The following is a 17,505-nucleotide window of genomic DNA, read 5'->3' on the forward strand; positions in this document are numbered from 1 at the left end:
GGAACCGAGCCAACGTACGGACACGGCCACCGGCCGGCTGCGCCGCGGGTCGTGCCTCGGGGGAGGGGTTGTGATGGACGCTGCCATGCCCGGGGGACGCGGCAACGGAGCGGCGTTCCTGGGACGCACGGACGAACTCGCCGCACTGCGCCGACTGTACGAACAGGCGTCCGCGGGCCGCCCGCGGCTGGTCGTCGTCGAAGGACCCGCGGGCATCGGCAAAACGGCCCTCGCCAGGCACTTCCTCACCACCGCCCGCGGCCACGTCCTGACCGCGGCCGGAGCGGAGAACGAGACCGACCTGCCGTACGGCGTCCTGAGCCAGCTCCTGTGCCGCCCCGTGCTCAGCGACCCGCTCACCGCCGGCGCCGAACTCCTCGACCCCCTCGGTGAGTTGCAGCGCGACGAACCCGTCGTGGTGCTCGTCGACGACGCGCACTGGGCCGACACCCCCTCCCTGCACGCCCTCACCTTCGCCCTGCGCCGACTACGCGCCGACCGCGTCCTGGTCCTGCTGGCCCTGCGCGAGATCCACGACCGGCGGCTGCCCGGCGGACTGCGCAGGCTCCTCACCGACGACACCGCCGTACGACTGCGCCTGGCCGGGCTCGCGACCACCGACCTGGTCGGACTCAGCGCCCGCTTCCTCACCGAACCGCTGCCACCCGCCGCCGCCCGGCGCCTGCACACCCACACCCAGGGCAACCCGCTGCACTGCCGCGCCCTCCTGGAGGAAGTACCGGCCACCGCGCTTTGCTCCCCCGAGGCCACCCTGCCCGCCCCGCGGTCGTACACCTCCTTCGTCCTGGACCGGCTCGCCCGCTGCGGACCGGCCGCCCGCCGGCTGGTACGGGCCGCGGCCGTCCTCGGCACGCACTGCACCCTGGCCCGCGCCGCCCGCCTCGCCGACACCCCCGACCCCCTGCCCGCCCTCGCCGAGGCCCTGACCCACGGGCTGCTCCAGGAGGCCCCGCACGACACGGCGACCGGCATCGCCTTCACCCACCCCCTGGTCCGCGCGGCCGTCTACCACGGGCTCGGTCCCGTGCTGCGCACCGCACTGCACGCCCGGGCCGCCCGGACCGAGGACGACGAGTTCACCCGCCTGCACCACCGCGCCCTCGCCGCCCACGGCCCCGACGACTCACTGTCCGCCGAACTAGCCGACGGCGCCCGGCGACGCGGCGCCCTCGGCCGCTGGGTGGAGGCCGCCCCCCTCCTGCGCTACGCGGCCCGACTGGCCTCCCACCCCCGGGAACAGGGCCGACTCGACTGCGAGGCCGTCGAGGCCTATCTGTTCGACGGCCGGGAGGAAGAGGCCGCCGCCGTCGCCGCGGCACTCCCCGACGCGACCGACGACGCCGTACGGTGCTGCGCCCGCGGCCATCTCGCCCTGCTCACCGGACGCATCACCCAGGCCAGGGCCCTGCTGGACGAGGCATGGCGGCTGCGCACCCCCGGGGCGGACCCCGCACTCGACGCGCGGATCGCGGAACAGCAGGTGATGGTCCACATGCTGGGCGGCCACGCCTCCCAGGTGTGCCAGTGGGCCGAACCGGCCCGCTACGACAGCGGCCGGGCCCGCTCCGGCGGCACCCTGCGCTTCGTCCACCTCGCCGCCCTCGGGCAACTGGGTGCCTTCGAAGAAGGGTTCCGGCTGGCCGACACACTCCCCGAAGCCCCGCTCGTCGGACCCGAGGACATCGAACTCCTCATGGGCAAAGGAGCGTTGTACCTGTACACCGACCGCCCGACCCGGGCACGCCCCGAGCTGGAGCGGGCCGCGGAACTCGCCCGCCGGGGTCCCGTGCCCCTCAGGGTGATCTCCTTGACCATCCTGGCGAAGACCGAATTCCTCTGTGGTGCGTGGGATCTGGCGATGCTGCACTGGGAGACGGCCACCTCGGTCGCCGTCGACCTCGGCCAGGGCTGGATGGCCCCCGTGGTGCACGCCGAGGCCGCGCTCCTGTTCGCCGCCCGGGGCGAGTTCGAGCGGGCCGAACGGCACGTGACCCTCGCACGCGAGCATCGCATGGTCCAGGAGTCCGCGATGATGGAGATCTTCGTGACCTACGGGGCCGCCCACCTGGCCCTCCTCCGCGGCGCCCCGGAGACCGCGGTCACCCTGCTGCGGACCCTCCTCGCCCACGAGGATCTGGACTTCACCGCCGAGCCCGGCGTCGTGCCCTGGCGCGACCTGCTGGCCGACGCCCTGGTCGCCACGGGTCGGCTCGACGAGGCCGAGGAGGTGCTGGACGCCCTGGAACAGCGGGCCCTGCGCCGCTCGCGTGCCTCGACCCTGGCGTCCGTCTGCCGGATCCGCGGCACCCTGTACGCCGCCCGCCGCGACCCGAAGTCCGCCCGGGACGCCTTCGCCGAGGCCCTCGACCGCGCCGCCCGCGTCGACCTGCCTCTCGAACGGGCCCGCACCGAACTCGACTTCGGCGCCTTCCTGCGCCGCACCGGCCGCCGCGGCCCGGCCCTGGAACATCTCCGGGCGGCCCGGGCCCGCTTCGCGCGGCTCGGCGCCGTCCCCTTCCTGCGGCACTGCGACCGGGAACTGACCGCCTGCGGCGCGGCCCCCGACGGCGCCACCACTCCCGCGGCTCTCCCGCGGTCGCGGGAACACCTGACACCCCAGGAGTACGCCGTCGCCCAACTCGCGGTGACCGGGCTGACCAACCGCCAGATCGCCCGCGAGCTGGTGCTCAGCGCGAAGACCGTCGAGTACCACCTGAGCCACGCCTACGCCAAGCTCGGCATTCGGTCGCGGGTGGAACTCGTGTCCCGGGTGGGTGCGCCTACGGAAGGATCTGGAACGTCTGGCTGACGGCGAACGTCGAGCCGGGCTTGGTGTTGCCGTACACCACCGAGCCGTATGCCTGGACCAGGTGGCCCCGGTGGTTCTTGAGGTCGGCACTGTTCATCACGAACCCGAAACTGGCCGGGAAGTCCACCCAGTTGGGGTCCCTGAAGCGCCCCTTCACCTCGCCGGGCTTCGACGCGTTCGGCACCTGCGCCGGAATGGCGGTGCCGTCGCTGAGGTCACGCACCACGAGCGTGACGAGATAGTCCCCGCCGCCGTCGTGCAGCGTCTCCCCGGCCTCCGCCTCCAGTACGACCTCGCCGTCGGCGTTCGGGTTCAGTGTGAGGTCCGCGACGGTTCCCTTGAGCCCTCGGCTGAACACCCGCACGATCTGAGCGTCGTTCGGTCCCATGACTACCCCCTGTTGTGTTCCGGCCGGCCCTCCGGCCGATACGCGGAACAGTAGGAAGCCCGTCAGGCCCCGGTCCTCCGGGAAGACCCCGGGGAAATCCCCGGGTCGGCCGGGGCCGGCTCCTGCGGTGCCTCACCGAACCGTGCCAGCGCCAGCGCCCCCGCCACGCCCACCAGGAACCCCAGCACGGCGAGCCACGCCAACCCCTCCCGCGTACGGTCTCCCAGCCACACCACGCCCACCAGCGCGGGCCCGATGGTCTCGCCGATCACCAGCCCCGCGGTGGCGGTGGTCACCGACCCCCGCTGGAGTGCCGAGGTCAGCGAGAGGAACGCGGCCCCGCCACCCAGCAGCAGCGCGTACACCGCCGGATCGGCGACCAGGTCCGACGGCGCGAGCGAGTCGATCAGCCGCACCGCCACCTCCACCACCCCGAACCCGAACCCGGCCCCCAGCCCGAGCAGCAACGCCCGCGCCCGCTCCGGCAGCAGTCCGCCGCCCAGCCCGATCAGCAGCACCGCCACGGCGACGGTGAGCATCGCGTACCCCAGCCAGGCCGGTCCGCTCCGGTCCCCCTCCGTCCCCGACGCCACCCCGAGCATCGCGAGTCCGGCGCACACCACCGCGACCGCGCCCCACTCGCTCCCGCTCAGCCGGACCCGCAGCAGCCGGGCCGCGACGACCGCCGTCACCGCCAGACTCGACGCCAGCGCCGCGCCCACCGCGTAGATCGGGACCGACCGCAGCGCGGCCACCTGGAACAGGAACCCCAGCCCGTCCAGCGCCAGTCCGGCCAGATACCGCCATTGCCGGACCGCCCGCAGGAACAGCGCCGCCTCGCCTCCCCCGCCGGTGCCTGCCGCCCGCGCCGCCATCGCCTGCAACACCGTCGCCGTACCGAAGCAGACCGCGGCACCGAGCGCACACACCATTCCAAAGAGCACAAAGCGACTGTAGGGGAGGGGGACAGGAGCGGCCTGGCCGTGCACACCCTCTTACCGATCTCTAGGCTGACGCCGACCTCCGCGCCCTCGTCGCGTCACCGCCGCACTCCGGTCGCAGGCAAGGACCCTGAACCCCTCGCAGACCTCGCCCGGATGGTGGACGTGGCCCCGTGGCGCGTCGGCATGCCCGGTAGGCTGGCCGACAGGCCGTGACTGGCGCGCTGGGATGGGACGGACCATCGGGGAGCGGCCTGCGAGTGTGAACAAGTGCCGTGCGCCTGGGCCGAACCGTGAACCGTGACCGTTTCAAGCCACGCAGCCCGGAGGCCGCCATGTCAGAGCAGCAGCCCCTCTCCCACGAGTCCACCGCCTTCCGCGCGGCCCTCGACGTGATCCGCGCCGTCGAGCCGCGCGTCGCCGACGCCATCGGCCAGGAGGTGGCCGACCAGCGCGAGATGCTCAAGCTGATCGCCTCCGAGAACTACGCCTCCCCGGCCACTCTGCTGGCCATGGGCAACTGGTTCAGCGACAAGTACGCCGAGGGCACCATCGGCCGCCGCTTCTACGCCGGCTGTCGCAACGTCGACACCGTCGAGTCCCTCGCCGCCGAGCACGCCAAGGAACTCTTCGGCGCCCGCCACGCCTACGTCCAGCCCCACTCCGGTATCGACGCCAACCTCGTCGCCTTCTGGTCGGTCCTCGCCCAGCGTGTCGAGGTCCCGGCTCTGGAGAAGGCCGGCGTCCGCCAGATCAACGACCTCTCCGAGGCCGACTGGGCCGAGCTCCGGCAGGCCTTCGGCAACCAGCGCATGCTCGGCATGTCCCTGGACGCCGGCGGCCACCTCACCCACGGCTTCCGCCCGAACATCTCCGGCAAGATGTTCAACCAGCGCTCCTACGGCACCGACCCCGCCACCGGCATCCTCGACTACGAGGCCCTGCGCGCCACCGCCCGCGAGTTCAAGCCGCTGATCATCGTCGCCGGCTACTCCGCCTACCCCCGCCTGGTGAACTTCCGCATCATGCGCGAGATCGCCGACGAGGTCGGGGCGACCCTGATGGTGGACATGGCGCACTTCGCCGGACTGGTCGCCGGCAAGGTGCTGACCGGCGACTTCGACCCGGTCCCGCACGCCCAGATCGTCACCACCACCACCCACAAGTCGCTGCGTGGCCCCCGCGGCGGCATGGTGCTGTGCGACGACTCCCTGAAGGACCAGGTCGACCGCGGTTGCCCGATGGTTCTCGGCGGCCCGCTCCCGCACGTGATGGCCGCCAAGGCGGTCGCGCTGGCCGAGGCCCGGCAGCCCTCCTTCCAGGACTACGCCCAGCGCATCGTCGACAACTCCCGCGCCCTCGCCGAGGGCCTGATGCGGCGTGGCGCCACCCTCGTCACCGGCGGCACCGACAACCACCTCAACCTGATCGACGTCGCCTCCTCCTACGGCCTCACCGGCCGCCAGGCCGAGGCCGCCCTGCTCGACTCGGGCATCGTCACCAACCGCAACGCCATCCCGTCCGACCCCAACGGCGCCTGGTACACCTCTGGCATCCGGATCGGCACCCCCGCCCTGACCACCCGTGGTCTCGGCACCGCCGAGATGGACGAGGTCGCGGGCCTCATCGACCGCGTCCTGACCACCACGGAGGCGGGCACCACCAGCAAGGGCGCCCCGTCCAAGGCGCAGCACGTCCTCGACCCGAAGATCGCGGACGAGATCTCCCGCCGCGCCACCGACCTGGTGGCCGGCTTCCCGCTGTACCCGGAGATCGACCTCGGCTGACCCCACCCGGTCTGCGGACACCCTCTTGAGTTGTCAAGGATCGGCGACTCTCACGGATCGATGAACTCTCACAGATCGATGAGTTCCTGTCGTGGCTCCTCCCGCGGCGGTCCGGCCCCCGGCCGGGCCGCCGCGCGGCGTATCAGCAGGGTGCCGCCGACCCCTGCCACGAACCCCACGGCGAGCCCCGGCACCGCCCACCAGGCCCCATCGGCCGACCACCCCTCCGAGGAGCCGTCACCGGCTCCGGCATCCCTGCCACCGGAGCCGTCGAGCAGCCCCGCCCGGTCCATCCGGTCGAGGGCCGAGCGTGGTGCCCGGTGCCAGCGGATGTCGTCGTCCCTCACCTCCGGCGCCATGTCGGAGCGCACCCACGGTGTGCCGCTCCCGTCCACGACCAGCTGATCCTGCCGCCACATCGCCACATCCCCACCCGGCGCCGAGTTCGTCTGCGGCCAGCCTCCGACACCTGTCAGCCCCCACAGCACCGTGATCCGCACCGTCGGAAACCGGCCCTCGGACCACGCCTCCGGCACCCGCTCGGTGCCGGTGAAGGTCGGCCGCAGCACCTGCCAGAGGCGGTCGAAGGCCTCCTCGCCGGACCGCACCGTCGTCGTCCGGCCCGTACCGCCCGCGACGACCACCGCCATATCGGGAAGGTCCGGCTCGGGACCCTGCGGCGCCGCCTCGGCCGCCGGCGTCCCGAACACCGCCGCCATCGCCATGGCCACCGGCACGAGGGTCGCGAGCCGCACCCGCACCGACCCCGCCCGTCTCCTCCGAGTCGTCATTCGTTCCCCTTCAGGTGCCGGCCGTCGTCCGTCCCCCTCCGCACGTCACACGTCCCGCAGTTCCTGCCGCGGCCCGGGGTCCCGGCGCAGACGGCCCCACGGCATCCGTGGCGCGACGGCCCGCAGCGCCAGTGCCAGCACGGCTCCGACCGCCGCGCCGGGCAGTGCCCACCACCACCGCGTGTCGTCCTCCGCCGTCGGCGTGCCCACCGCCACGGTGGTGGTCGTCGTGTCGGGCGGATCGGTCGCCGTGCCGGTGTCCGTGCCCAGGTCCGTCCCGCTTGTCTCCCAGGGCGCGGGGAAGATGCCGGGCGCCCTCTCCGACGAGGCATCGTCCATCCCACCCATCACGCCCAGCCGGTCGAGCAGGGCGCGGAGCCGGTCGGGGTTCTCGGCGCGGTGCTAGTAGCCGTTGACCGACTGGGGCAGCGTCGCCGCCGTATGTATCCAGACCTCGCCGGAGTCGGCCTCGGGTGACGGGAAGACCCGGTCCACCCGCCAGGGCGAGACATCGTGGACCATCCACGTGACGTTGATCTGTCGGCCGCCGATCAGGGTCGCCTCCGGCGGCTTGTCCCGGGTACCGGTGCCCGCCTCTCCCAGCAGCCGCTCCAACTCGCCGTACTCCTCGTCCGATTGATAGAGCGAGGCCGTCTCCATGCTCTGCGGGGAGACCACGAGCACGCTCGTCGGTCCACCCGCCGACGCGGCGGACGCCCCCCACACCATCAGCGTGAACACCACCGCCAACGCCCCTGCCAACGCCGCCAGTTCACGACATCGGCCCTTGCGTACTTCTCCGAGCCCACGCATGCGAACCCCCAACCGGATCCATCCCCGTGCGGCCCGTCCGCGAGCCGCGTGTCACTTCTGGTACACCGCCCGACCCGCCGGGGTTCCCACCCCGCGCCCACTATTTGGAGGACGCTGTCCGGCTATTGCGAGGACGCCTTGTCCGGCGCGGCGAGCGACCTCGCGATCTGTACCGCCCGTGCCTTCGAGGCCACGCCCTCCAGCCGGAGCGTCACCTCCTCGTCGCCGGTGCCGTGGGTCCACAGCAGCGTCGGCCCGGCCGTCCGCTCCTGGCGTGTGTAGCGCCTGCCGTCCTCGCCCACCAGCCAGAAACTCAGCACATGCGGTCGCGGGAACCACAGGGCGGGATCTCCCATGCCGCCGGCGGAGGCACCGGCCTTCAGATCCACCCACTCCGGCTGCTCACGGACGGTCTTGGCGAAGGTGATGTCCAGGCTCGCCGCGAACTCGTCCAGCCGGATCACCCGGCCCTGCTCACGCCAGCACAGGCTGGTCACGAAACGCCCCCGCGGCTCGCCGCTCACCGTCACCGCGTCCGGCACGCCCAGCGCCCGCGGGATCAGCGGCCCGAACCCGGCCCGGCGCTCGGCCTGGGCGAACGACAGCGACCGCCCGCACCCGGGCACCTCGACGCCGGCCGAAGGCACCGCCGAGGGGTCGTGGCGCACCTCGACCCCGCCGAAGTCGAACCAGTCGACCACCGCCGCCCGCACCGGGGGTGTGAGCACCAGTACCGTCAGCAGTCCGCACAGCGCCGCCGTCAGCGACCGCCACCGTGCCCGCGCCCAGAGCCGGGCCGCCCGCACCCGCCGCCCGGCCCCCGGCGGCTCGGCCACCGGCACCGGGAGCTGCTCGGCGAGTATCTGCCCCAGCACCCGCTCGACCATCGTCTCGGACCCGGCACCGCCCGGCGGATCCAGGGACCGGCCCAGCGCCCGCAGCTCCTCCGGCAGCCGGGAGGCAGGCTCGCGCGGCCCCCCGGCGGCGCCGCCACCGTCGTACGGCTCACTCACGCTCATCACCCCCTTCCCGGGGCTGGAAATCCGGCAGCAGGCGGCCCAGCTTCCGCAGTGCGCGGTTCAGCCGGGACTTCACCGTGCCCCGGGGCCAGCCCAGCGCCTGGGCCGTCTCCGACTCGTCCATCTCCAGCAGATAGCGGTAGGTGACCACCAGGCGGTGCTCCTCGCCCAGCTTCTCCATGGCCGCCAGCAGGGCCGCACGGCGCTCCGTCTCCAGTGTGGCCACCGCGGGGTCCGCCGAATCCGCTATCAGCGGCTCGGCCTCCACGAACGCGGCCTCACGGCCGGCGAGCGTGCGCTGGCGTGCCGCCGTCCGCACTGTGTTCCTCGTCTCATTGGCCACGATCGACAGCAGCCACGGCTTGAACGCCGCGCCCTCCCGGAACCGGCCCAACGAGCAGTAGGCCTTGACGAAGGCCTGCTGCACCACGTCCTCCGCGTCCGCACCTGCCCCGAGCGCGGTGGCCGCCCTGAGCGCGATGGCCGTATGGGCCCGCACCAGCTCGGCGTACGCCTCCGGCTCTCCGGCGCGTACGCGTGCGATCACCGCGGCCTCATCGACGATGCGGCCCCCCTCCCGCGTCCTCACACTCTTGGTACACCGCCCGGACCGGATCGGTTCCCACCTGTGTCCCATCTGTTTCCGGGCGGTTCCGGATCGGCCCCCGACACCTGAGAGAATGGTGAACATGGCCTCTGATCGACCCCGTGTGCTCTCCGGAATCCAGCCCACCGCAGGCTCGTTCCACCTCGGCAACTACCTCGGCGCCGTCCGCCAGTGGGTGGCCCTCCAGGAGTCCCACGACGCGTTCTACATGGTCGTAGACCTGCACGCGATCACGGTCCCGCAGGACCCCGCGGACCTGCGCGCGAACACCCGTCTGGCCGCCGCCCAGCTCCTCGCGGCCGGTCTCGACCCCGAGCGCTGCACGCTCTTCGTCCAGAGCCACGTCCCCGAGCACGCCCAGCTCGCCTGGGTCATGAACTGCCTCACCGGCTTCGGCGAGGCCTCCCGCATGACCCAGTTCAAGGACAAGTCCGCCAAGCAGGGCGCGGACCGCGCCTCGGTCGGCCTGTTCACGTACCCGATCCTCCAGGTCGCGGACATCCTGCTGTACCAGGCCAACGAGGTCCCCGTCGGCGAGGACCAGCGCCAGCACATCGAGCTCACCCGCGACCTCGCCGAGCGCTTCAACGGCCGGTTCGGCCAGACCTTCACGATCCCGAAGCCGTACATCCTCAAGGAGACGGCGAAGATCTACGACCTCCAGGACCCGTCGGTCAAGATGAGCAAGTCGGCCTCCACGCCGAAGGGCCTCGTCAACCTCCTCGACGACCCGAAGTCCACCGCCAAGAAGGTCAGGAGCGCCGTCACCGACACCGACACCGTGATCCGCTTCGACCCGGCGGAGAAGCCGGGCGTCAGCAACCTGCTCGGCATCTACTCGACCCTCACGGGCGAGGCCGTCGCGGATCTGGAGCGCAAGTACGACGGCAAGGGCTACGGTGCGCTCAAGACGGACCTCGCCGACATCATGGTCGAGTTCGTGACCCCCTTCCGGGAGCGCACCCAGCAGTACCTCGACGACCCGGAGACACTGGACGCGCTCCTGGCCAAGGGTGCGGAGAAGGCGCGCGCCGTCGCCGCGGAGACCCTCGCGCAGACGTACGACCGGGTGGGCCTGCTGCCCGCCAAGCACTGACGCGCACCGCCGCACACGCCGTACCACTGGGCAGAGCGCTGCACATCACTTCCGTTGCGCCTGCCCACAGCACACCCGTGGCCGTACAGTCGATAGCCGGACGGCCGACACCCAACCGGACAGCGACGACAAGTGACGACAGGAGACGACGTGGGGACCGTAACGATCGGTGTGTCGATCGCGGTCCCGGAGCCTCACGGCAGCCTGCTCCAGGAGCGGCGCGCGGGCTTCGGCGACGCCGCTGCTCACGGTATCCCCACGCATGTCACGCTGTTGCCGCCGACGGAGGTCGAGGACACCGACCTGCCGGCCATCGAGGCCCATCTGACCGAGGTGGCCGCGGCCGGCCGGCCGTTCCCGATGCGCCTGTCCGGGACGGGCACCTTCCGGCCCCTGTCGCCCGTCGTCTTCGTCCAGGTCGCCGAGGGCGCCGAGGCCTGCACCTGGCTCCAGAAGCAGGTCCGGGACGCCTCCGGACCGGTCGCACGCGAGCTTCAGTTCCCGTACCACCCGCACGTCACGGTCGCGCACGGCATCGAGGACGAGGCCATGGACCGCGCCTTCGAGGCGCTCGCCGACTACGAGGCCGAGTGGCCCTGCACCGGCTTCGCGCTCTACGAACAGGGCGCCGACGGGGTCTGGCGCAAGCTGCGCGAGTACGTCTTCGGCGGGACCGTGGTCCCCCCGCAGGCGACCCACGTGGAGCGCGGCTCCCTGCCCACCAGCCAGCTGTAACTCCGATCACAGGGCTGTGTAACTCCAGTTACATAGTCTGTACCTCCCGTTACAGCGGCAGCCGCCGGAACAGCCCGCGCGGCACATGCCTCAGCGCCGACATCACGACCCTGAGCGCGCCCGGCACCCACACCGTCTCCGAGCGGCGGCGCAGGCCCAGCTCGATCGCCGCGGCGACCGCCTCCGGTGTCGTCGCGAGCGGTGCCTCCTCAAGACCCGCGGTCATCTTCGAGCGGACGAATCCGGGGCGTACGACCATCACGTGGACGCCGGTGTCGTGGAGCGCGTCGCCCAGCCCCTGGGCGAAGGCGTCCAGACCGGCCTTGCTGGAGCCGTAGATGAAGTTGGAGCGGCGGGCCCGCTCGCCGGCCACGGAGGAGAGCACGACGAGGGATCCGTGGCCCTGGGCCTGCAACGCGCGCGCGGCGACCAGTCCCGACGACACAGCGCCCGTGTAGTTGGTCTGCGCGACGCGCACCGCGGCGGCCGGTTCGCGCTCGTCGCGCGCCTGGTCGCCGAGGACACCGAAGGCGAGCAGCACCATGTCGACGTCGCCCTCGGCGAAGATCTTGCCGAGGGCCGCCTCGTGGGAGTCGGCGTCGAGCGCGTCGAAGGCGACCGTGTGCACGTCGGCCCCCTGGGCGCGCAGGTCCGCGGCGGCCGTCTCCAGTGCGGGGGAGGGACGTCCGGCCAGCCACACGGTGCGGGTGCGGCGGGCGATCAGACGGCGCACGGTGGCCAGCGCGATCTCGGACGTACCGCCGAGGACGAGCAGGGACTGGGGGATGCCGAAGGCGTCCTTCACGAACAGCTCCTATGACGAAGGGTCCGGGGGCGTGGATGCCCTCTGGGGGCTGCCACGCCTCCTAGAGGGCGAGACGGCGGGCCAGGTCCGACACAAACACTCCGCGCGGGTCCAACTCCGCGCGCAGCGCCCGGAAGTCGTCGAGGCGCGGATACATGCCGGCGAGCAGTTCGGGCCGCAGCCGGGAGTCCTTGGCGAGGTAGACGCGCCCGCCCGCGGCGGCCACCTCCTGGTCGAGTTCGTCGAGGAAGGTGCCGAGGCCGGGCAGTCCCGCCGGGATGTCCAGGGCCAGCGTCCAGCCGGGCACGGGGAAGGAGAGCCAGCCCGGGTCGGCGTCCCCGAAGCGCTTCAGGACGGCCAGGAAGGACGGACAGCGCCGCTCCGAGACCCGCCGCACGATCCGGCGTACGGCGTCCTCCTGGCCGTGTCCGACGACGAACTGGTACTGCACGAACCCGCCGCGGCCGTAGATCCGGTTCCAGTGCGGAACCCCGTCCAGGGGGTGGAAGAACGTGGAGATCCGCTGGAGCTCGCCGGTACGCGCGCGGGGGGCCCTGCGGTACCAGAGCTCGTTGAACGCTCCCACGGTCGTGCGGGTGAGCAGACCCTCCGGGAGGAAGGCGGGGGCGGCCGGGAAGCGGGAGGTGCGGAAGGCCAGCGGCTCTCTCCGCGCGCGCGTGCCCCTCGGCAGCGCGTCCAGGGGTGCGTGGTCGCCCCGTGTCAGCACCGCGCGCCCCGTCGTCGCGCCGCGCGCCAGCAGGTCGATCCACGCGACCGAGTAGCGGTGGCGGTGGTCGCCGGCAGTCAGGCGGGCCATCAGGTCGTCGAGGTCGCGGGCGCGTTCGGTGTCGACCGTCATCAGGGAGGTCTCGACCGGCTGGAGCCGGACGGTCGCGGTGAGGATCATGCCGGTCAGGCCCATGCCGCCGCAGGTCGCGTCGAACAGGGGGGTGTCGCGGCCGACGGTGCGGATCTCGCCGTCGGCGGTGAGCAGTTCGAGCGAGAGCACGTGCCGGGAGAAGGAGCCCGACACATGGTGGTTCTTGCCGTGGATGTCCGCGCCGATCGCCCCGCCGACCGTGACGTAGCGGGTGCCGGGCGTCACCGGCACGAACCAGCCGAGCGGCAGCAGCACCTCCATCAGCCGGTGCAGGGAGACCCCGGCGTCGCACAGCACGATCCCGGCGGCGGCGTCGATGACGTGGATCCGGTCGAGCCCCGTCATGTCGAACACGGCGCCGCCGGCGTTCTGCGCCGCGTCCCCGTAGGCCCGCCCCAGGCCCCTGGGGATGCCCCCGCGGGCCCCGCAGTCCCGGACGGCGGCCGCGGCCTCCTCGTACGTCCGTGGACGGATCAGACAGGCGGCGGTGGGAGCGGTGCGGCCCCAGCCGGTGACGGGAACGGTGTCGGCAGGCATGCCGATGACCGTATCGCCCCGCTATGAGCGATTAGTTTGAAAACAACCGAAACATTAACTCTCTCCCCGAAATGGGTGATTAATGGGATGTCGCTCAATATTGCCGGAGTTCCGGAGGGGTGGGCGTGAACAGTGAGTCCCCATGGACCCCATGGACCAGATGGACCGGATGGACCGGCAGATCCTGTCGACGTTCCGTGCGTACGGCGGCGACCCGCGCGTAGCCGTCGCCGCGCGCGCCCTGTCCTGGGCGGGTGAGCACGGAGCGCTGTGGCTCGCGGCGGGCCTCACGGGCGCCGCCGTGGACGGGGCGCGGCGCGGCGCCTGGTTGCGCGGCACGGCGCTCACCGCGGGCGCGCACCTCGTCAGCATGGGGGTGAAGAGGGTGGTGCGCCGCCCGCGTCCGGCGCATGTCGCGCCCCTGGTGCGCACCGCGGGCCGGCACTCCTTCCCGAGCTCGCACGCGACCTCCGCCGCGGCCGCCGCCGTCGCCTTCGGCGCGCTGGGCGCGCACGGCGTCCCGCCGCTCGCCGCCGTGATGTGCCTGTCGCGCCTGATCGTCGGCGTCCACTACCCCTCGGACGTGGCGGCCGGCGCGGCCCTCGGAGCACTCACGGCACGCGCCGGAGCGCGCTGGATGAGAAGCACACCGACCGGGAGGGGGCGCGCATGACCGAGACAGCGCCGATGGCGACCAGCGCCCGCACCCGGGAGACGGCGCTGCTGGAACAGCGCACGCCTCCACGCCACGCCACCACCCCGCCGCCCCCCAAGGGCTCGCTTCTCGGAGGCCTGCTCAGGACCGCGCGCCCCAAGCAGTGGGTCAAGAACGTCCTGGTCGTCGCCGCCCCGGCCGCCGCGGGCCAGCTCTTCTCCCAGCACGCCGTCACCCAACTCGTCCTCGTCTTCGCCCTCTTCACCGCCTGCGCCGCCGCCGTCTACCTGATCAACGACGCCCGCGACGCCGAGGCCGACCGCGCCCACCCCACCAAGCGCCGCCGCCCGGTCGCCGCGGGACAGGTCCCCGTACCCGTCGCGTACGCCGTCGGAGGCGCCCTCGGGATCCTCGCGCCGGCCACTGCGGCCTGGCTGGTCTCCCCGGCCGTGGCCGCGCTGCTGACGGCGTACCTGGCCATGCAACTGGCGTACTGCGTCAGCCTCAAGCACGTCCTGGTCGTCGACCTCGTCGTCGTCACGACCGGGTTCCTGATGCGGGCCATGGTCGGCGGCCTCGCCCTCGGCATCCCCCTGTCCCGCTGGTTCCTGATCACGACCGGGTTCGGGGCGCTGTTCATGGTGTCCGCCAAGCGCTACTCCGAAGCGGTCCAGATGGCCGGGAAAGCGGGCGCCACGCGCGCGTTGCTCACCGAGTACACCACCGGCTACCTGCGCTTCGTCTGGCAGCTCGCCGCCGGAGTCGCCGTCCTCGGCTACTGCCTGTGGGCCCTGGAGGAGGGCGGCGTCCCGCACACCAGCGTGCTGCCCTGGCGGCAGCTGTCGATGGTCGCCTTCATCCTCGCCGTGCTGCGCTACGCCGTCTTCGCCGACCGCGGCACCGCGGGCGAACCCGAGGACGTCGTCCTCCACGACCGCGCCCTCGCCCTGATCGCCCTGGTGTGGATCGCCATGTACGCCCTGGCGGTGGCCAATTGGTGAGCCTCCCGCCCCGACAGGAGCTGCTGTCCTTCGCCACCGCGGGCCTCCTCGCCTACGCCTGTGACCTGGCCCTCTTCACCTGGCTCCGCGGTCCCGGCGGGCTCGACCCGCTCACCGCCAAGGTGCTCTCCTTCGCCGCCGGCTGCACGGTGGCGTACGCGGGCAACGCGCTCGGCACGTACCGGCACACCCGGCCCAAGGGCCTGCGCCCCTACGCCGTGTTCGTCGCGGTGAACATCGCCGGGGCCGTCGTACAGCTGTTGTGTCTGGCCGTCAGCCACTACGGCCTCGGCTTCACCTCGCAGCGCGCTGACACCGTGTCGGGGGCCGGTATCGGTATGGTCCTGGCCACTGTCCTGCGGTTCTGGGGCACCCGGACATGGGTCTTTCGCAACGAGGGCAGAGTCGGATCATGGACTGGCTGAAGAAGCTTCCCGTCGTCGGGCCGCTGTGGACGCGCCTGACGGCCACGCACGCGTGGCGGTCGTACGAGCGGCTGGACCGGGTGAAGTGGACGCGGCTGGCCGCCGCCATGACGTTCACGAGCTTCGTGGCGCTGTTCCCGCTGCTCACCGTGGCCGCCGCGATCGGTGCCGCCACGCTCAGCACCCGGCAGCAGAACGAACTCCAGGACAAGATCGCCGAGCAGGTGCCCGGCATCTCCGACCAGCTGGACGTCGACGCCCTGGTCCAGAACGCCGGCACCGTCGGTCTCATCGCCGCCGCCGCGCTGCTGTTCACCGGCATCGGCTGGGCCGGCTCGATGCACGAGTGCCTGCGCGCGGTGTGGGAGCTGCCCGACGAGGAGGAGAACCCGGTCCTGCGCAAGGCCAAGGACCTCGGCATCCTCATCGGCCTCGGCGGCGCCGTGCTCGTCACGATCGCCGCCTCCGCCGTGGCGTCCGCCATGGTCGGCTGGATCACCGACCAGCTCGGCATCGACCGGGCCGGCTGGGGCAGCCTGCTGCTGCGGACCGCCGCGTTCGGCGTCGCCGTACTCGCCGACTTCCTGCTGCTCCTGTACGTCCTCACCCTGCTGCCGGGCGTCGAGCCGAGGCGCCGGCGGCTGGTCGTGGCCGGGCTGACCGGAGCGATCGGCTTCGAGCTGCTGAAGCTGCTGCTCAGCGGCTATATGCAGGGTGTGGCCGCGAAGAGCATGTACGGCGCGTTCGGCGTGCCCGTCGCCCTGCTGCTGTGGATCAACTTCACGTCGAAACTGGTCCTGTTCTGCGCCGCCTGGACGGCGACGCAGAGCAAGGAGGCCGAGCTCACGGACGAGGGCGACGACGTACCAGATCCGGCAGCGGCCAGCGGCGGTTGACCAGGAACGCGGCCCCCGCGAGCAGCACCAGCACCCCGCCGGTGATCGCGAACGCGATGCCCATGCCGCCGGATCCCGTCTGGGCCGTGGAACTCGCGACGGGCTTCGAGGACGCCCCGCCGGACCCCGCGCCCCCGGCCTCGCCGGAGGCGTTGGAGCCCGGCTGGGCGGACTGCATGGCGCTCTTCGGCGGCACCAGTTCTCCGACCGGCTCCACCTTGCCGGCCGCCTTGAAGCCCCAGTCGAAGAGCTTGGCGGTCTCCTTGTAGACCTCGTTGGGCTCGTCCTTGGCCGGGTTCATGATCGTGACGAGCAGCACCTTGCCGCCCCGCTCGGCGACGCCGGTGAAGGTGGCGCCCGCGTTGGTGGTGTTGCCGTTCTTCACACCCGCGATGCCCGGGTAGACGGAGAGCCCGGAGGCTCCGGTCAGCAGCCGGTTGGTGTTCTGGATCTCGAAGGTCCCGCGGACCGTCTTGCCCTTCTTCTTCGTGGTCTTGCCCGGGAACTTCGCGGTGACCGTGGAGCTGTACTCGCGGAAGTCCTTCTTCTGGAGCCCGGAGCGGGCGAACAGCGTCAGGTCGTACGCGGAGGAGACCTGGCCGGGAGCGTCGTAGCCGTCGGGGCTGACCACGTGCGTGTCGAGGGCCTGGAGCTCCTCGGCGTGGGCGTTCATCTCCCTGACGGTGGTGTCGACGCCGTCGTTCATCGTCGACAGCACGTGCACGGCGTCGTTGCCGGAGCGAAGGAAGACACCGAGCCACAGGTCGTGGACGGTGTACGTCTCGCCCTCCTTTATCCCGACCATGCTGGAGCCGGCCCCGACGCCGACCAGGTCGGAGGGGACCACCTTGTGCTTCTCGGTCTTGGGGAACTTCGGCAGCACGGTGTCCGCGAACAGCATCTTCAGCGTGCTCGCCGGGGGCAGGCGCCAGTGCGCGTTGTTCGCGGCCAGCACGTCACCGGACTCTGCGTCGGCGACGATCCACGAGCGCGCGCTCAGGTCCTTGGGCAGCACCGGCACCCCGCTCGCCAGATTGACCTGCGGTCCGGCCTGGCCGAGCCGGGCGCCGCCCACGCTCGACATCGTCGCCGGGGGAGTGGCCGACGGACTCGCCGAGGGGCTGCCCGACGGACTGCCCGACGGGTTCGGCGACGGACTCCCCGACGGACTCGGCGACGGCTTGGGAGCCGCGACGGCGGGCAGCGCGGGCACGGCGGTCAGCGCGAGTGACGACAAGGCGACTGAGGTGACCAGCAGGGATCGCCTGGCGGTCTTTTTCGGAGCGGGCACGCTCAGGA

General features: G+C 72.3%; 18 protein-coding genes and 1 riboswitch. Of the genes, 8 read left to right on the forward strand and 10 right to left on the reverse strand.

Annotated features, from left to right (window positions below):
* Positions 1–73 precede the first annotated feature (73 nt).
* Positions 74–2,830 carry a LuxR family transcriptional regulator gene (locus SLINC_RS27755; protein ID WP_079164750.1) on the forward strand — a complete coding sequence of 919 codons (2,757 nt, stop codon included), beginning with the start codon at positions 74–76 and terminating at the stop codon, positions 2,828–2,830.
* Here SLINC_RS27755 and SLINC_RS27760 read toward each other — a convergent pair.
* Both SLINC_RS27760 and SLINC_RS27765 read right to left on the reverse strand, forming a co-directional pair.
* Entirely contained in the window at positions 2,802–3,218 is a 417-nt protein-coding gene (locus tag SLINC_RS27760; RefSeq protein WP_067438221.1) for a hypothetical protein, read from the reverse strand. The genes SLINC_RS27755 and SLINC_RS27760 overlap by 29 nt on opposite strands.
* Before the next feature lie 62 nt (positions 3,219–3,280).
* Positions 3,281–4,150, reverse strand: a complete 870-nt coding sequence (locus SLINC_RS27765) for a DMT family protein (protein ID WP_067438224.1) — start codon at positions 4,148–4,150, stop codon at positions 3,281–3,283.
* 211 nt (positions 4,151–4,361) lie between these two features.
* Positions 4,362–4,453, forward strand: a riboswitch (ZMP/ZTP riboswitch).
* 41 nt (positions 4,454–4,494) lie between these two features.
* On the opposite strand from SLINC_RS27765, the gene SLINC_RS27770 reads away from it, so the two are divergent.
* Complete coding sequence (locus SLINC_RS27770) at positions 4,495–5,946, forward strand: glycine hydroxymethyltransferase (RefSeq protein ID WP_067438227.1); 1,452 nt, start codon at positions 4,495–4,497, stop codon at positions 5,944–5,946.
* Positions 5,947–6,014: 68 nt separating this feature from the next.
* On the opposite strand, the gene SLINC_RS27775 is transcribed toward SLINC_RS27770, so the two are convergent.
* The 5 genes from SLINC_RS27775 to SLINC_RS27790 form a co-directional block, all read right to left on the reverse strand.
* On the reverse strand, positions 6,015–6,665 hold the full coding sequence (locus SLINC_RS27775) for a hypothetical protein (protein ID WP_067445771.1): 651 nt from the start codon (positions 6,663–6,665) through the stop codon (positions 6,015–6,017).
* 117 nt (positions 6,666–6,782) lie between these two features.
* Complete coding sequence (locus SLINC_RS49480; RefSeq protein ID WP_225988399.1) at positions 6,783–7,076, reverse strand: hypothetical protein; 294 nt, start codon at positions 7,074–7,076, stop codon at positions 6,783–6,785.
* 63 nt (positions 7,077–7,139) lie between these two features.
* On the reverse strand, positions 7,140–7,550 hold the full coding sequence (locus SLINC_RS49485; protein ID WP_225988400.1) for a hypothetical protein: 411 nt from the start codon (positions 7,548–7,550) through the stop codon (positions 7,140–7,142).
* 122 nt (positions 7,551–7,672) lie between these two features.
* Complete coding sequence (locus SLINC_RS27785; RefSeq protein ID WP_107406680.1) at positions 7,673–8,569, reverse strand: hypothetical protein; 897 nt, start codon at positions 8,567–8,569, stop codon at positions 7,673–7,675.
* Positions 8,556–9,116: an RNA polymerase sigma factor gene (locus SLINC_RS27790; RefSeq protein ID WP_225988401.1), complete on the reverse strand. Its 561-nt coding sequence runs from the start codon at positions 9,114–9,116 to the stop codon at positions 8,556–8,558. The genes SLINC_RS27785 and SLINC_RS27790 overlap by 14 nt, the downstream gene beginning before the upstream one ends.
* 142 nt (positions 9,117–9,258) lie before the next feature.
* Between SLINC_RS27790 and trpS the strand changes: the two genes are divergently transcribed.
* Both trpS and SLINC_RS27800 read left to right on the forward strand, forming a co-directional pair.
* Positions 9,259–10,272 carry a tryptophan--tRNA ligase gene (trpS, locus tag SLINC_RS27795; protein ID WP_067445773.1) on the forward strand — a complete coding sequence of 338 codons (1,014 nt, stop codon included), beginning with the start codon at positions 9,259–9,261 and terminating at the stop codon, positions 10,270–10,272.
* 150 nt (positions 10,273–10,422) lie between these two features.
* The gene (locus SLINC_RS27800; RefSeq protein ID WP_067438233.1) at positions 10,423–11,007 is read left to right on the forward strand and encodes a 2'-5' RNA ligase family protein; all 585 of its coding nucleotides are present in this window, start codon (positions 10,423–10,425) and stop codon (positions 11,005–11,007) included.
* A 49-nt stretch (positions 11,008–11,056) separates the two neighbouring features.
* Here the strand turns inward: SLINC_RS27800 and SLINC_RS27805 are convergent, their stop codons facing one another.
* Positions 11,057–11,812, reverse strand: a complete 756-nt coding sequence (locus tag SLINC_RS27805) for a decaprenylphospho-beta-D-erythro-pentofuranosid-2-ulose 2-reductase (RefSeq protein ID WP_067438236.1) — start codon at positions 11,810–11,812, stop codon at positions 11,057–11,059.
* A 61-nt stretch (positions 11,813–11,873) separates the two neighbouring features.
* Positions 11,874–13,229, reverse strand: a complete 1,356-nt coding sequence (locus SLINC_RS27810; protein WP_067438238.1) for an FAD-binding oxidoreductase — start codon at positions 13,227–13,229, stop codon at positions 11,874–11,876.
* A gap of 151 nt (positions 13,230–13,380) precedes the next feature.
* On the opposite strand from SLINC_RS27810, the gene SLINC_RS27815 reads away from it, so the two are divergent.
* Genes SLINC_RS27815 through SLINC_RS27830 form a run of 4 tightly spaced genes read left to right on the forward strand, consistent with a single transcriptional unit; the run spans position 13,381 to position 16,206 of the window.
* Entirely contained in the window at positions 13,381–13,902 is a 522-nt protein-coding gene (locus tag SLINC_RS27815) for a phosphatase PAP2 family protein (RefSeq protein ID WP_067445776.1), read from the forward strand.
* Positions 13,899–14,885, forward strand: coding sequence for a decaprenyl-phosphate phosphoribosyltransferase (locus SLINC_RS27820; protein WP_067438241.1), 987 nt, complete (start codon positions 13,899–13,901; stop codon positions 14,883–14,885). The genes SLINC_RS27815 and SLINC_RS27820 overlap by 4 nt, the downstream gene beginning before the upstream one ends.
* Positions 14,879–15,310: a GtrA family protein gene (locus SLINC_RS27825; protein WP_067438244.1), complete on the forward strand. Its 432-nt coding sequence runs from the start codon at positions 14,879–14,881 to the stop codon at positions 15,308–15,310. The genes SLINC_RS27820 and SLINC_RS27825 overlap by 7 nt, the downstream gene beginning before the upstream one ends.
* On the forward strand, positions 15,298–16,206 hold the full coding sequence (locus tag SLINC_RS27830) for a YihY/virulence factor BrkB family protein (RefSeq protein ID WP_067438247.1): 909 nt from the start codon (positions 15,298–15,300) through the stop codon (positions 16,204–16,206). Before SLINC_RS27825 ends, SLINC_RS27830 begins: the two co-directional genes overlap by 13 nt.
* On the opposite strand, the gene SLINC_RS27835 is transcribed toward SLINC_RS27830, so the two are convergent.
* Positions 16,154–17,497, reverse strand: coding sequence for a D-alanyl-D-alanine carboxypeptidase family protein (locus tag SLINC_RS27835; protein ID WP_335743782.1), 1,344 nt, complete (start codon positions 17,495–17,497; stop codon positions 16,154–16,156). The two genes, SLINC_RS27830 and SLINC_RS27835, sit on opposite strands and share 53 nt — an antisense overlap.
* Between the last annotated feature and the right edge of the window lie 8 nt (positions 17,498–17,505).

It is taken from the genome of Streptomyces lincolnensis (assembly GCF_001685355.1).
Lineage (GTDB): Bacteria > Actinomycetota > Actinomycetes > Streptomycetales > Streptomycetaceae > Streptomyces > Streptomyces lincolnensis.